General features: G+C 68.9%; 18 protein-coding genes and 1 pseudogene. 9 read left to right on the top strand and 10 right to left on the bottom strand.

The annotated features are described in order from the left end of the window. The 3 genes and pseudogenes from IQ216_RS06025 to IQ216_RS06015 all read left to right on the top strand — a co-directional run. Positions 1-143, top strand: a pseudogene (locus tag IQ216_RS06025) (photosystem II D2 protein (photosystem q(a) protein)); the annotation flags it as partial. Continuing rightward, on the top strand, positions 127-1515 hold the full coding sequence (psbC, locus tag IQ216_RS06020) for a photosystem II reaction center protein CP43 (protein ID WP_186699064.1): 1389 nt from the start codon (positions 127-129) through the stop codon (positions 1513-1515). The pseudogene IQ216_RS06025 and the gene psbC, both read left to right, overlap by 17 nt. A gap of 191 nt (positions 1516-1706) precedes the next feature. Then, positions 1707-2441 carry a YcgJ family protein gene (locus tag IQ216_RS06015; RefSeq protein WP_193814752.1) on the top strand — a complete coding sequence of 245 codons (735 nt, stop codon included), beginning with the start codon at positions 1707-1709 and terminating at the stop codon, positions 2439-2441. Here the strand turns inward: IQ216_RS06015 and IQ216_RS06010 are convergent. After that, positions 2428-2961, bottom strand: a complete 534-nt coding sequence (locus IQ216_RS06010; RefSeq protein ID WP_193814751.1) for a metallophosphoesterase — start codon at positions 2959-2961, stop codon at positions 2428-2430. The genes IQ216_RS06015 and IQ216_RS06010 overlap by 14 nt on opposite strands. A gap of 151 nt (positions 2962-3112) precedes the next feature. Between IQ216_RS06010 and IQ216_RS06005 the strand changes: the two genes are divergently transcribed. Then, entirely contained in the window at positions 3113-3478 is a 366-nt protein-coding gene (locus IQ216_RS06005; protein WP_193814750.1) for a hypothetical protein, read from the top strand. A 6-nt stretch (positions 3479-3484) separates the two neighbouring features. On the opposite strand, the gene IQ216_RS06000 is transcribed toward IQ216_RS06005, so the two are convergent. Both IQ216_RS06000 and IQ216_RS05995 read right to left on the bottom strand, forming a co-directional pair. After that, positions 3485-3805: an MgPME-cyclase complex family protein gene (locus IQ216_RS06000; protein WP_193814749.1), complete on the bottom strand. Its 321-nt coding sequence runs from the start codon at positions 3803-3805 to the stop codon at positions 3485-3487. Then, a complete protein-coding gene (locus IQ216_RS05995; protein ID WP_193814748.1) occupies positions 3802-4551 on the bottom strand; it encodes a pyridoxine 5'-phosphate synthase in 750 nt (249 codons plus the stop codon). Before IQ216_RS05995 ends, IQ216_RS06000 begins: the two co-directional genes overlap by 4 nt. Positions 4552-4679: 128 nt before the next feature. On the opposite strand from IQ216_RS05995, the gene IQ216_RS05990 reads away from it, so the two are divergent. From IQ216_RS05990 to grxD, 4 genes are all read left to right on the top strand, one after another. Next, positions 4680-5501 carry a 1-acyl-sn-glycerol-3-phosphate acyltransferase gene (locus IQ216_RS05990; protein WP_193814747.1) on the top strand — a complete coding sequence of 274 codons (822 nt, stop codon included), beginning with the start codon at positions 4680-4682 and terminating at the stop codon, positions 5499-5501. Between the two features lie 72 nt (positions 5502-5573). Beyond that, positions 5574-6068, top strand: coding sequence for a hypothetical protein (locus tag IQ216_RS05985; protein WP_228007197.1), 495 nt, complete (start codon positions 5574-5576; stop codon positions 6066-6068). A gap of 43 nt (positions 6069-6111) precedes the next feature. Next, a complete protein-coding gene (locus tag IQ216_RS05980; protein WP_193814745.1) occupies positions 6112-6345 on the top strand; it encodes a BolA family protein in 234 nt (77 codons plus the stop codon). Positions 6346-6349: 4 nt separating this feature from the next. Next, positions 6350-6673 (top strand): Grx4 family monothiol glutaredoxin, encoded by a 324-nt coding sequence (gene grxD / locus IQ216_RS05975; protein WP_186696872.1) that lies wholly within the window; start codon positions 6350-6352, stop codon positions 6671-6673. Between the two features lie 31 nt (positions 6674-6704). Here grxD and IQ216_RS05970 read toward each other — a convergent pair whose 3' ends face one another. Then, positions 6705-6983 carry a DUF6761 family protein gene (locus IQ216_RS05970; RefSeq protein WP_193814744.1) on the bottom strand — a complete coding sequence of 93 codons (279 nt, stop codon included), beginning with the start codon at positions 6981-6983 and terminating at the stop codon, positions 6705-6707. Positions 6984-7245: 262 nt separating this feature from the next. Here IQ216_RS05970 and IQ216_RS05965 point away from each other — a divergent pair, with 262 nt between their 5' ends. Further along, positions 7246-8013 carry a response regulator transcription factor gene (locus IQ216_RS05965; protein WP_225875612.1) on the top strand — a complete coding sequence of 256 codons (768 nt, stop codon included), beginning with the start codon at positions 7246-7248 and terminating at the stop codon, positions 8011-8013. Here the strand turns inward: IQ216_RS05965 and IQ216_RS05960 are convergent. From IQ216_RS05960 to IQ216_RS05935, 6 genes are all read right to left on the bottom strand, one after another. Beyond that, entirely contained in the window at positions 7978-8529 is a 552-nt protein-coding gene (locus tag IQ216_RS05960; RefSeq protein WP_193814743.1) for a hypothetical protein, read from the bottom strand. The two genes, IQ216_RS05965 and IQ216_RS05960, sit on opposite strands and share 36 nt — an antisense overlap. Continuing rightward, positions 8526-8822 carry a hypothetical protein gene (locus IQ216_RS05955; RefSeq protein ID WP_186696869.1) on the bottom strand — a complete coding sequence of 99 codons (297 nt, stop codon included), beginning with the start codon at positions 8820-8822 and terminating at the stop codon, positions 8526-8528. The genes IQ216_RS05960 and IQ216_RS05955 overlap by 4 nt, the downstream gene beginning before the upstream one ends. Before the next feature lie 63 nt (positions 8823-8885). Further along, positions 8886-10427 (bottom strand): carotenoid isomerase, encoded by a 1542-nt coding sequence (gene crtH / locus IQ216_RS05950; RefSeq protein WP_370566629.1) that lies wholly within the window; start codon positions 10425-10427, stop codon positions 8886-8888. 140 nt (positions 10428-10567) lie between these two features. Then, positions 10568-11944: an FADH(2)-oxidizing methylenetetrahydrofolate--tRNA-(uracil(54)-C(5))-methyltransferase TrmFO gene (trmFO, locus tag IQ216_RS05945; protein ID WP_193814741.1), complete on the bottom strand. Its 1377-nt coding sequence runs from the start codon at positions 11942-11944 to the stop codon at positions 10568-10570. A gap of 28 nt (positions 11945-11972) precedes the next feature. Further along, a complete protein-coding gene (locus IQ216_RS05940) occupies positions 11973-12095 on the bottom strand; it encodes a photosystem II protein Y (RefSeq protein ID WP_186696866.1) in 123 nt (40 codons plus the stop codon). An 80-nt stretch (positions 12096-12175) separates the two neighbouring features. After that, positions 12176-12671 (bottom strand): gamma carbonic anhydrase family protein (locus IQ216_RS05935; RefSeq protein ID WP_228007196.1); only part of this gene is annotated, 496 nt, incomplete at its 5' end.

Raw genomic sequence — 12671 nt, 5'->3', positions numbered from 1 at the left:
CTGAGGACCCCGAGTTCGAGACCTTCTACACGAAGAACATTCTTCTGAATGAAGGCATCCGCGCCTGGATGGCGCCGGCTGACCAGCCGCATGAAAACTTCGTCTTCCCTGAAGAGGTACTGCCCCGTGGAAACGCCCTTTAATTCCGGGCTGGTGGGTGTCGGGGGCAAGGACCTCGACTCCACCGGTTACGCCTGGTGGGCGGGTAACGCCCGCCTGATCAATCTCTCCGGCCGCCTGCTCGGTGCCCATGTGGCCCACGCCGGCCTGATGGTCTTCTGGGCCGGAGCCATGATGCTGTTCGAGGTGAGCCACTTCACCTTCGACAAGCCCATGTATGAACAGGGTCTGATCCTGTTCCCCCACGTCGCCACCCTCGGTTACGGCGTCGGCCCTGGCGGTGAGGTCACCAACCTCTATCCGTTCTTTGTTGTGGGCGTGCTCCACCTGATCAGCTCGGCCGTGCTCGGCGTGGGCGGTTTGTATCACGCTCTGCGCGGCCCTGAGATCCTGGAGAACTACTCCAACTTTTTCTCCCAGGACTGGCGCGACAAGAACCAGATGACCAACATCATCGGCTACCACCTCATCCTCCTGGGTGTGGGCTGCTTGCTGCTGGTGTTCAAGGCCATGTTCTTCGGCGGCGTCTACGACACCTGGGCTCCCGGTGGCGGTGACGTGCGCCTGATCACCAATCCCACCCTGAATCCGGGTGTGATCTTCGGCTACCTCACCCGCGCCCCCTTTGGTGGCGAGGGCTGGATCATCGGTGTCGACTCCATGGAGGACATCATCGGCGGCCACATCTGGCTGGGCCTGATCTGCATCTTCGGTGGCATCTGGCACGTGATCACCAAGCCCTTCGGCTGGGTGCGTCGCGCCTTCATCTGGAACGGTGAGGCCTATCTGAGCTACAGCCTCGGCGCCCTGAGCTTCATGAGCTTCATCGCCTCGGCCTTCATCTGGTTCAACAACACCGCCTACCCCTCCGAGTTCTACGGCCCCACCAACGCCGAGTCCTCCCAGGCCCAGAGCTTCACCTTCCTGGTGCGTGACCAGCGCCTCGGAGCCAACATCGGTTCGGCCATGGGCCCCACCGGTCTGGGCAAATACCTGATGCGCTCCCCCACCGGCGAGATCATCTTCGGTGGTGAAACCATGCGTTTCTGGGACTTCCGTGGCCCCTGGCTGGAGCCGCTGCGCGGCCCCAACGGCCTCAGCCTCGACAAGCTTCAGAACGACATTCAGCCCTGGCAGGTGCGCCGGGCGGCTGAATACATGACCCACGCCCCCAATGCCTCCCTCAACTCCGTGGGCGGCATCATCACCGAGCCCAACTCGGTGAACTTCGTGAACATCCGCCAGTGGCTGGCCTCCACGCAATTCGTGCTGGCTTTCTTCTTCCTGGTGGGCCACCTCTGGCATGCCGGCCGCGCCCGCGCCGCCGCTGCCGGTTTCGAGAAGGGCATCGACCGTCAGGCCGAGCCCACCCTGGCCATGCCCGACCTCGACTGACCCCCCTCAGTCCTCTGCGTCGGCGCAAGCCGCTTGCCCCCGCCCTTGGTGGGGGCTTTTTTGTGCCCAGACAGATCTGGTCAGAACTCCGCTCCAGGCCGTCATGGCTGGCACACACCCGGCCGATACGTTGCGGTGATGCGTTGCCGGCGGGTCTCGSCCCAGCGCCTCTCCTCACTCCGTTCACAGCCATGACCGTGCGATCCCTCACCCTGCGCCTCAGCACCACCGCCGCCGTTGCCGCCGCCAGCGCGGGCCTTGGCTTGCTGGCGGGCGCCGCACCGGCGGCGGCCATGCCCCGCTGGCTCTCCAGCCCGGAGGCTGGGGTGGTCTGCGATCAACGCGCCCAGACCTGCTTCAGCAGCAAGGGCGTCTCGTTGGAGGAGACCAGGCGCCAGTTCGGCAGCCAGGCGGCCAGGCGCCTGCAGACCTCCCTGATCGGCCGGCCCGTTCCCCAGGAGTTCCAGCTCACCGATGGCAGCCTCTGCAGCCTGCGCGCCGAGACCTGCTGGGAGCGGGGCTCAGATCGCCAGCGGGTCGAGCGTGAACTGACCCGCGTGCTGTTCGGCCGGGTGTCGCGGAATGACCGCGAGGTGACCACCTACGAGGGCCGCTGCACCCTGGCGCAAGGCTCCCGCCTGCTCCACGACGGCGACTGCTCCCTGCGCCTGGTGGAGCGCAGCAATGGCGTCACCCGCTACGTGGTGACCCAGCCGGATGGACGGCGCTTCAACTTCAGCGACCGCAGCGGACGGCTGGAGGTGCGCGATGCCACCGGCACCTCGCCGGTGACCTTCATCGACCACGGCTACACAGGCGTGTTCCGCTGGCGCAACCTCACCCTGGTGGCCACCCGCGAGAACCGCGGCCTGCGGCGCGGCCGCAGCTCCAGCGACGGCATCGGCGAGCTGTTCAGCGATCGTTGAAGCGGGGATCCTGGAGCCAGCGGCGCAGCAGGGGCAGGCTGAGGCCGATCACATYGCYGAAGCGGCCGTCATAGGTGTCCCAGAACGACTGCCGCACCGTGAGCGAGGGCTCCCAGCTCTCGGGATCGAAGCCGGCGTGGGTGGCCACCCAACCCGCTCCCCGGTAGATCAGGGGCAGGGCCTCAAGCCGCTCCAGCCAGAGGCGGCAGCGGTGATCCCCCAGCTGGCGGTAGGTGTCGCAGGCGGCCAGGACCTCGCGGGCGCTCGGGCCCCGCAGCTTCAGGGCCCGCACCAGGCTGGCCTCATGGTTGCCCTGGAGCCACACGGCGCGACCGCAGCAGACAAGGCCCCAGGCCAGTTCCATGCTGCGCTCGATCTGGGGGCCCCGGTTGATCACATCGCCGCAGAGCACCAGCCGATCGCGCTGGGGCAGGAGAGCGGCCAGCCGTTCCAGGGCGTCGGCGCAGCCATGAACGTCCCCGATCACCCAGTGGCGGGAGGGAACGGCGGGGGGCGTCATCAGGAGGTCTGCGTTGGTGTCAGTCTGGCCCCTGGACGCCCAACCTGTCAGCAATCAGCCCGCAATCAGCGCCCAACAGGATGGGCTCAGGCCCTGGCCCTCAACTCCCGGACAGCACTGGTACGGTTCGCCTCACCTGCCACCGGGAGCCATGGAGTTGCAGTCGTTGACGGTGTTGCAGAGGGTGCGGGCCCTGGTGAAGGCCCTCAACGGCGCCCGCCGCACCAACGAGGCCCTGGCCCGCTGCTCGAACGGCGAGGAGATGCTCGATGTGCTGCTCAACGCCTCCGCCAAGCTCGGCCTGGGCCTCACCCGCGAGCAGCTGCGCGACACGCCGCCGATCCGCGACTGGGTGTGGTGGAAGAACAAGGAGGCCCTGCTCACCATCGGCGACAACAAGCCCCGCTATCAGCAGGACGGGGGCCAGGGACGGGCCAGGCCCGAGCCTGGCTCCAGCCCGGCAGAGCAGGATCAGGCCGCTCCGCCCGAACGCAAGCGCTTTTTCGGGCTGTTCTGAACCGGCTCAGGCCAGGCTGGCCAGGGGATCGGTGATGGCGCTGCTGGGGGCCTCGAACTGGCCCACCAGCACGAACTCCAGCCGCAGCTTCAGGAAGGTGATGAACTTCTCGTCGGTGGAGACCACCGCCGCAGCGGGCCTGGGCACGGTGCTGGTGCTGGCGGCGAGCTCCGGGGCCTCCAGAAAGGCCGGCCGACGCACCAGCCAGAAATCGATCGCCTTGCCCTGTTCGCCGTAGTGGCGCACCCGCTCGCGCAGCACCTCCTCCAGGGGCTCCTCCACCGTGAGGAACGACTTGCTGGCGGCAACGAAGTGATAGGTGCTCATGGCTGCAGGCTGCCGAACAGGGGATCGCGGCGCGGATTCTGAACCAGCGCCTTCATCTCGCGCACGGCCTGGCTCAGCCCCACGGCCAGGGCCCTGGCCACGATGCTGTGGCCGATGTTCAGCTCCTCCATGCCCTCGATTCCCGCCACCGGCTCCACGTTCTGGTAGTTGAGGCCATGGCCGGCGTTCAGCCTCAAGCCCAGGCTGCGGGCGATGAAGCTGGCCTCGCAGAGCCGGGCCAGCTCCCTGGGTTGCCCACTCCAGGCGGCATCCGCATAGGCCCCGGTGTGCAGTTCCACCCAGCGGGCGCCGCTGGCCTGGCTGGCTTCCAGCTGCTGCGCCACGGGATCCACGAACAGGCTCACGCCGATGCCCTCCTGCTGCAGACGGCCCACGAGATCCGCCAGCGCAGCGCCCTGGCCGGCCACGTCRAGGCCCCCCTCGGTGGTCACCTCCTCGCGCTTCTCGGGCACCAGGGTCACCATGTCTGGCCGCAGGCGCAGCGCCACGGCGGCCATTTCGGCGGTGGCTGCCATTTCCAGATTGAGGCGACTGCGCACGGTCTGGCGCAGCAGCTCCACGTCACGGTCCTGGATGTGGCGGCGGTCTTCGCGCAGGTGCACGGTGATGCCATCGGCGCCACCCAGCTCGGCCAGCAGGGCATAGCTGACCGGATCGGGCTCCACCGTGCGGCGGGCCTGGCGCACGGTGGCGATGTGATCGATGTTGACGCCGAGGCTGGCCATGGCAGCGGAAGGGGGCCTTGCGGATCCTATGGAGCAGCCCCGGGGCGATCGCGCTGCCGCCGTTGGGCCGCAGGGTCAACTGCCCGCCCGGGCGGCGACAGGCGGGAGTGACTCCGTAGCTTTCCCCCATGACCTCGACCCAGGAGCGCGTCGCGACCATGGCCCAGCCGGAGGCGGAATCCGAGGGCCCGGGCCGCCTCAGCCGCGCCGATGCCGGCTCTCCCCAGCTCCCCGAGCCCTCCCGGGAGCGCAGCGTCTGCCGAGGCATCAGCCCCTGGCTGGCGCCTGTGGCGATGCTGGCCACCCAGGATCTGGCCCTGCCTCTGTGGTTTCGCTCCCTGCAGGTGCAGGGCCAGCAGTTCCTGCCGGCCAGGGGTCCTGTGTTGCTGGCCCCCACCCACAAGGCCCGCTGGGATGCCCTGCTGCTCCCCTACGCGGCAGGCCGCCGCGTCAGCGGACGCGACTGCCGCTTCATGGTGACCATTGATGAGATGCAGGGGCTGCAGGGCTGGTTCCTGCAGCGGCTGGGCTGCTTTGCGGTGAACCAGTTGCGGCCTTCCCTGGCCAGCCTGCGCTACGCCGTGGAGCTGCTGGAGGCCGGCGAACAGCTGGTGGTGTTTCCGGAGGGCCGCATCCGCCGGGAGCCCAGCGTGCCTCGGCTGCAGCAGGGGCTGGCCCGCCTCGCACTGCTGGCCGAGAGCAAGGGGGTGGTGGTGCCCGTGGTGCCCGTGGGCATTGCCTACAGCCGCAGCCTGGCCCTCCCCTGCGGCCGCGCCGCGCTCCACCTCGGAGCGCCGATGCGCCTCCAGGGCGAGGGTCGGGAGGCGGCGAAAGCCTTCACAGCCCAGCTCGCCGCCGCCATGACGGTTCTGGAGAGCCAGGCGGCCGCGAGCATCGGCGTGCCGTCATTGCCAAAACCGTGTTCCGGTGCTTCAGACCAGTCCCTTTAGAGTTTCGCCACCATGACACCCATTGCCGTGCCTAGGCTCAAGCGCCGTCTGTGCGGAACTGCTCTGGCCCTGATGGCCGCGCTCGTCCCCGTGGGGGCGACCCCGGCGCTGTCCCAGCAGGCCCCTGAGCGCACCCTGGCCGGGACCCAGAGCCCGATCAGCCTCGATGCGGCGCGGCGTCTGCTGGCTCAGGGGGATGCGGCCGCCGCCAGCGGCAATCTCACTGAGGCCCGCCGCAACTTTGACCTCGCCCGCGACTACTGCCGTCGGCTGCTGGGCTTCTACCGCGATCTGAGCGGCTCCTTCCGAGGCCTCGACGCCCGCATTCCGCGTGAGATGGATCAGAAGGGCAGGGAGGCCCTGGAGCTGATGGCCCAGACCAACCTGCGGCTGGCGGCCCTGTTCCGCCGGCAGAACGAGCCCGAGGTGGCCGTGCCCCTGCTGGTGGAGGTGGTGAAGGTGATGACCCCCACCACCGAGGAGGGCCGCAAGGCCTACCAGATGCTGCTGGAGATCGGTTTCGCCACCACGCCCTACACGGCCGGCCAGGCGGCAGCGGCCAGCTGAGCCGCACAAACCCCTAGATTCCCGCCGTTGCGAGGCCCGCCCCATGGTGCAACCAGACGAGGTCAAGGACGCGATCCAGCGCGCCATGCCCGATGCCCAGATCGCGGTGGAGGATCTCACCGGTGGTGGGGATCATCTCCAGGTGACGGTGGTGTCCACGGCCTTCACCGGTCTCACCAGGATCCGCCAGCATCAACTCGTGTATGGCGCCCTGCGCCAGGAACTGGCCAGTGAGGCGATCCATGCCCTGGCCCTGCAAACTTCAACCCCTAGCTGATTCCATGGACGCTTCTGTCAAACAGCGCATTCAGACGCTGGTCACCAGCAGCCCGGTGGTGGTGTTCATGAAGGGCACCAAGCTGATGCCCCAGTGCGGCTTCTCCAACAACGTGGTGCAGATCCTCAACGCCCTCGGCGTGCCCTTCGACAGCTTCGATGTGCTCTCCGACGCTGAGATCCGCCAGGGCATCAAGGAATTCTCCGAGTGGCCCACCATCCCTCAGGTGTATGTGAACGGGGAATTCATCGGCGGTTCAGACATCCTGATCGAGATGTACAACTCCGGTGAGCTCAAGGAGCAGCTGGCGGTGGCCCTCGCCAGCTGAACTCCAGGTCGGCCTGGTTGCTGTGATCCAGCTAGCGGCGGCCGGTTTCGTAGCCGCTCTCGTACAGCGCTCTGGGGTCGCCGTCTGGGCCGATGAAGCTGGAGGGGTCGAGAATCCAGCGTTGCACCAGATCTTCCAGCCGCCGCAGGACCAGGGCGTCGAGCACGGCGGTGCGGCGCAATGCGTGCAGGTAGCCATCGGCATAGAGCCGCAGGTCCGCCGGGCCGTGGTGCCGGAGTGAGAGCTCCTGGCAGGCGTCACACAGCGACTGGAAGTGGCGGATGGCGTCGGGGTGCTGAAGCGCGTTCATGGTGAGGGCTGACCCTGATGACCATTGTGGCCATGATCGTTGACGGGCGCGGAGCGGACCACCGAACCACACGCTCTGAGCGCTCCCGGTTCAGGTCCCTGCAGGGGGCTGAGGGGGTCTGCGGGGTGCTGAGGTCTGCGCCGCAGCACACCAGGCTCCTGTTTACAGCCACGGCTGATACGTGCCACGGCTCGACAGGACCGTTAGGTTGGAATGACTCAGGGTCTTGACCCACACAGCGGTGCCACCCGAACAACCTCCCTTGCCGCAGCCTGCCTCCGATCTGGCCAAGCGTGTGCTGGTGGTTGATCCCCACGCCACCTTGCGCACCGTTCTGGCCCAGCGCCTCCGCCAGGATTCCCACCTGGCTGCCGCCGTCGCCACGGCCAAAGAGGCCCTGGAAGTGTGCCGCGACCAGTCGCCTGACCTGCTGATCAGCGCGGAACTGCTGGATGAGAGCAGTGCTCTGCGCCTGGCCAGCCAGCTGCGTTGCCCGGTGATGGTGCTCACGGCCCGCTCGGGCTCCGAGCCCGTCGTCACCCTGCTCGATGCCGGCGCTGACGACGTGCTGCGCAAGCCGTTCGGGCTCGAGGAACTCGCCGCCCGCTGCCGCACCCTGCTGCGTCGCAGCTCAACGGGTCTGCAGGAGCAGGTCTGCGTGGGCCCCCTGGAGGTGCATCTGCTGCTGCGACAGGTCACCCTCCGCGACCAGCCCGTGGAGTTGAGTCCGCGCGAATTTGCCCTGCTCTGTGCTCTGTTGATGCCCCCCGGGGTGGTGCGCAGCCGCCAGGAACTGCTGCGCATGGCCTGGCCCCCGTTCAGTGGCGGCCCCCGTTCCGTGGACACCCAGGTGCTCACGCTGCGCCGCAAGCTGGAGCAGGCCGGCCTCGGGGAGGGCGGCGGTATCGACACCGTGCGTCAGCAGGGTTACCGCTTCAGCCTCGACACCCTTCCCGAGCACCCTGCGGCCGGACCTGACCTGCTGCCGGTGGGTTCACCCCTGCCCAATCCGGTCAATTCCCTGGCCTGACGCCAGCGCCCAGATCAGTTCGCCAGCCAGCATCAGAGCGCTGAGACCGGCCAGCAACTGGTAGGTCCATGGCGGGCTTATCCGTCCGATGCCCTTGACGCTCAGGCCCGTCCCCTTCGCGAAACGATCGAGGAAGTCTGGAAAGCGGGCCACGCGCTGGGGCAGGAGCCAGGCGGAGCCATCGCTTGAGCGCACGTAGTACACCCGGCCACCCTGGCTGGTGGTGACGGGTGTGAGGGCGGTGATGCTGTTCCAGTTCAGGCTCCAGCCACGGCGCAGCAGCCAGCTGCACCAGCGGGGATGGCCCACCCGGATCCCCTCGCCATCGAGCTCGACCCGTTCGCTGGTGAGGGCGAGAACCAGAGCCAGGCCCCCCGCCACTGCCAGCACCAGCATGGCGCCGCTGACGCCCGCCGGTGCGAGGGCCGGCAACGGCACCACCAGGGCCAGATAGAGGCCCAGCAGCGTGAAGCGGATCAGCGGCGCCATCGGGTAGCGCTGGGTCGCTGGGGTCATCGGTCGCCAGGAGAGCCCGGCAGGGGTTCCAGCAGCGCTGAGGGGCTGTAGGCCCCGCTGAACACCTCCTGCTCGCGCCCCTTCCAGAACGCGCCCAACCGCATCAGATCGGCGTGGGCCTCCTGCAGCCGCTCCAGGTAGTCCTCCGGGGAAAGCTCATGCTTCGATTCCTTCAACTTGGCCAGACGCAGCATCTGCAGCAGCCAGGGCTTGCTGAGGTCGCCCCGCTGCTCCAGGTAGAGGGCCAGTTGGGCCGCGCTCGGTTGCTCAGGCGGGGACGAGCTGCTGGACATCTCAGGGAGCGGCGGTGGACTCCACGTTATGAAGGCTGCCGGGGCGACGTGGCTGCCCGTGGCTCAGGCCGGCAGCGCCCAGGGGTTGAGCCCCAGGTCGGCACCGATCCGGTGGGCGCAGGCGAAGCCGCTGAAGGCCACGGCGTTGAGGCCCTGGCCGGGGAAGCAGGAATCGCCCACGCAGTAGAGCCCGCTGACGCCGGTGCGGTTGAAGGGCATCGGCAGCAGCCCCGGCAGCCGCAGGGCCGGCACGGGCCCGTAGCTGCCGCCGCTGCGGCCCAGGAAGCGCCGGTGGGTGCGGGGGGTGCCGATCTCCCGGTGGCGGATGGCGCCGCTGAGGCCAGGCAGGATCGTGTCCAGCCGCTGGATCAGGCGCGCCGCATCGGCCTCCTTCTTGGCGGCGTAGGCGCCCGGGCTGAGCTGGCTCCAGGCCTCAATGGCGCTGGGGGTGAAGCTGTGCAGGATGTGGTGGCCCTCAGGCGCCAGGGAGGAATCGAGCAGCGTCGGCATCGACACGAACACCACCCCCTGCTCGGCCTCCATCGCCTCCCAGGCCTCCAGCAGCAGGTGGTGGCAGTGGAAGCCCTCGGGCACCAGGGCGGCGTCGATGCCGAGGTGCAGGGAGAGGAAGGAACTGGAGGGCTTGTAACGCCGCCGCCAGGTGGCCTCGGCGGCGGGGGTGTCAGCTGCCTCCACCAGGGTGCTTCGCGGCGAATCCTCCCCCGCGAAGGTGTCCCAGCGGGTGGCATTGCTCACCACCCGACGGCTGTGGATCTGTTCGCCATCGGCCAGCTCCACCCCCACGGCCTGGCCGTTCTCCAGCAGCACCCGGGTGACACGGGACCGGTAGCGGATCGTGCCGCCGTGGCGCTCCAGGCCCGCCACCAGCTTCTCGGCGATCGTGCCGACGCCGCCGCGGGGGTAGTTGATGCCGCCGGCGTGGCGGTCGGAGAACACCATGCCGGCGTTGATCATCGGCGTGAGATCCGCCGGCATCACCGACCAGCAGAAGCACTCCATGTCGATGAACTTCAGCAGCGCCGGATCGCGGATGTGGCGCCGCGCCACCGCCCCGGCGTTCTCCGGCAGCCAGCGGGCCAGCCCCAGGCAGGCCAGCGGCGCCTTGAAGAACACCTTGGCCAGGTAGGCGGGATCCTCCAGCGACAGCAGCGGCATCGCATCAAGGCAGCGGAACACCTGCCAGCAGGTGTCGTAGAAGGCGCGGATGCCCCTGGCCTCGTGGGGGAACAGGGCGGTGAGATCGGCGATGAAGGTGTCGTAGTCACGGTCCACCGCCACCTCCAAGCCATCGGGCAGGTGGTAGGCCAGCTGGGCTGGATCGGGCACCGTGGCGCAGTGCTCGCCCACATCGGCCAGGGCGCGGGTGAGCAGGTTGGTGTGGCCCTTCTCGCCGAAGCCGAAGATCATCGAGGCGCCCACATCGAAGGTGTAGCCCTCGCGCCTGAAGCTGCCGCCGCTGCCGCCGGGGATCAGGTAGCGCTCCAGCACCAGCACCCTGGCGCCCTTGGCGGCCAGCTGGGTGGCGGTGACCAGCCCGCCGATGCCGGAGCCGATCACAATCGCGTCCCACTCTGGCCGCTCCACCGTGGTCTCGCTTTCAACAGGGCGCGACCCTAGGACCGAGACCAGCCGTGGCGTCTGGCGCGGGGAACTGCACATCCGGCCCGATCGCCAGCTGGGAGCTGAGCGGCTGCTCCACCCACGGCTCGCCAGGCTGGGCCGTTTCAGCAGGCGGCCAGGCCCGCCAGCTCCCGCTGAACGAAGGGCTTCAGGGCCTCCAGGGCCCGGTCGCGATAGGCGCCGTAGCGGCGGCGCTTGTCGCGGATGCGTTCGGGCAGCTCCGGCAGCAGCCCGAAGTTCGGCGGCATCGGCTGGAAGCGACCACTGGGGGCCTCGGCGATGAAGTGGGTGAGGGCGCCGATCATCGTGGTGGGCGGCAGGCTCAGGGGCTGCTGGCCCCGTGCCAGGCGCACGGCGTTGCTGCCGGCCAGCCAGCCGCCGGCCACCGCCGCGGCGTAGCCCTCGGTGCCGGTGATCTGGCCCGCGGCCAGCAGGTTGGGGCGCCGCCGGAACTGCAGGGTGGCATCGAGCAGCTGCGGGGCCTCGAGAAAGGTGTTGCGGTGCATCACACCGAAACGCACGAACTCCGCCTGCTCAAGTCCGGGAATCAGCCGCAGCACCCGCTTCTGTTCGCCCCATTTGAGGTTGGTCTGGAAGCCCACCAGGTTCCAGAGGCGGCCGTCCTTGTCTTCCTGGCGCAGCTGCACCACGGCGTAGGCCCGTTTGGCGCGGCGCACGTCGCGGTCGTACAGATCGCCCCAGCGGGGATCCCAGAGTCCGATCGGCTTGAGCGGGCCGTAGCGCATGGTGTCCTCGCCGCGGCGGGCCAGCTCCTCGATCGGCAGGCAGCCCTCGAAGAAGGTGGCGCTCTGCTGCTCGAAGTCCTTGAGTTCGGCCTGTTCGGCGCTGAGCAGGGCTTCGCGGAAGGCGAGGAACTGCTGCCGATCCATCGGGCAGTTGATGTAGTCAGCGTCGCCCTTGTCGTAGCGCGAGGCCCGGAACGCCACCTCCAGGTTGATGCTCTCCCCAGCCACGATCGGGCTGGCGGCATCGAAGAAGTGGCAGTCGTCCCGGCCGGTGAAGCGGCGCAGATCGTCGGCCAGGGGCTCGCTTGTGAGGGGGCCGGTGGCCAACACGGCAATCGCGTCGGCCCCCGGCAGGTCGGTCTGCTCGCGGCGTTCCACGCTGACCAGGGGGTGCTGCTCCAGGGTGGCGGTGAGGGCTGCGCTATAGCGGCCCCGATCCACCGCCAGGGCGCCACCGGCGGGCACCGCATGGCGATCGGCCATGGCGATCACCAGCGAACCCAGCTGCCTGAGTTCCTCCTGCAGCAGCCCGGCCGCCCGGTCGCTGGAGAGGGCGCCGAAGCTGTTGCTGCACACCAGCTCGGCGAATTCAGCGCTGTGGTGGGCTGGGGAGTGGCGCAAGGGGCGCATCTCCACAAGCCGCACGGGCAGACCTGCGCTGGCGATCTGCCAGGCAGCTTCCGTGCCCGCCAGGCCAGCCCCCACAACGGTGATGACTGGCTGCTCAGAGGGCACGGAGGAATCGGTTTGGTCTGCCGTGAACTCAGGCGCGGGCGCGCCTGATCATCAGCTGCAGCTGGCCCACGGCAGCGCGGCCGATGTGAAACACGGCCCAGCCGGCAGCGAGCAGGATCGGAGCGGCAACCAGCACCAGCCGAGCGTCCATGGAGGGCAGAGGGAAGTTCGGTGATCTTAAGGACAGGCCGCCGCTGTGGTGCCTCCGGGCTGGTGCTCTGATTGGTTTTGTTAGGTGGCCCCGCGCCCGGCATGGACCATGGCCAGCTCCCGGTAGTGGCGGGCATGGTCCCGCTGCTCGGCCATCGCCTCCTCGCTGAGCTGGCGTTTCACCTGGGCCGGGGCCCCCATCACCACGGCGCCGGACGGCACATCGCGGGTCACGACCGATCCAGCCCCCACGAGGGCTCCCCGTCCCACGGTCACGCCGTTGAGCACCACAGCGCCGATGCCGATCAGGCACCCGTCCTCCAGGGTGGCGCCATGGATCACGGCCCGATGGCCGATGGTCACGCCGGCGCCGATCAGCACGGGCTGGCCAGGATCGCCGTGCAACACAGCCCCGTCCTGCACATTGCTGCCGGCACCGATGCGGATGGCGCAGAGATCACCGCGGGCCACGGCGGTGGGCCAGAGGCTGGCCCCCTCAGCCAGCTCTACGGCGCCGATCACCACCGCACTGGGGGCCACCCAGGCGTCGGGGTGGATGGTGGGGTCGGGCCAGGGG

The sequence above is a fragment of the Cyanobium sp. LEGE 06143 genome (assembly GCF_015207535.1).
In the GTDB taxonomy this organism is placed as follows: Bacteria; Cyanobacteriota; Cyanobacteriia; order PCC-6307; family Cyanobiaceae; genus NIES-981.
Note: the sequence above shows the minus strand (reverse complement) of the source record. Positions and strands in the feature narration are given on the sequence as shown.

Bases quoted from the DNA above. Each gene is read 5' to 3' on its own strand.
- grxD (WP_186696872.1), top strand. From the start codon at position 6,350: ATGGACGCTTCTGTCAAACAGCGCATTCAGACGCTGGTCACCAGCAGC.
- IQ216_RS05970 (WP_193814744.1), bottom strand. From the start codon at position 6,983: ATGAACGCGCTTCAGCACCCCGACGCCATCCGCCACTTCCAGTCGCTG.
- IQ216_RS05940 (WP_186696866.1), bottom strand. From the start codon at position 12,095: ATGGACGCTCGGCTGGTGCTGGTTGCCGCTCCGATCCTGCTCGCTGCC.
- IQ216_RS05960 (WP_193814743.1), bottom strand. From the start codon at position 8,529: ATGACCCCAGCGACCCAGCGCTACCCGATGGCGCCGCTGATCCGCTTC.
- IQ216_RS06005 (WP_193814750.1), top strand. From the start codon at position 3,113: ATGGAGTTGCAGTCGTTGACGGTGTTGCAGAGGGTGCGGGCCCTGGTG.
- IQ216_RS05955 (WP_186696869.1), bottom strand. From the start codon at position 8,822: ATGTCCAGCAGCTCGTCCCCGCCTGAGCAACCGAGCGCGGCCCAACTG.
- IQ216_RS05985 (WP_228007197.1), top strand. From the start codon at position 5,574: ATGGCCGCGCTCGTCCCCGTGGGGGCGACCCCGGCGCTGTCCCAGCAG.
- IQ216_RS06015 (WP_193814752.1), top strand. From the start codon at position 1,707: ATGACCGTGCGATCCCTCACCCTGCGCCTCAGCACCACCGCCGCCGTT.
- IQ216_RS06000 (WP_193814749.1), bottom strand. From the start codon at position 3,805: ATGAGCACCTATCACTTCGTTGCCGCCAGCAAGTCGTTCCTCACGGTG.
- IQ216_RS05980 (WP_193814745.1), top strand. From the start codon at position 6,112: ATGGTGCAACCAGACGAGGTCAAGGACGCGATCCAGCGCGCCATGCCC.
- IQ216_RS05990 (WP_193814747.1), top strand. From the start codon at position 4,680: ATGACCTCGACCCAGGAGCGCGTCGCGACCATGGCCCAGCCGGAGGCG.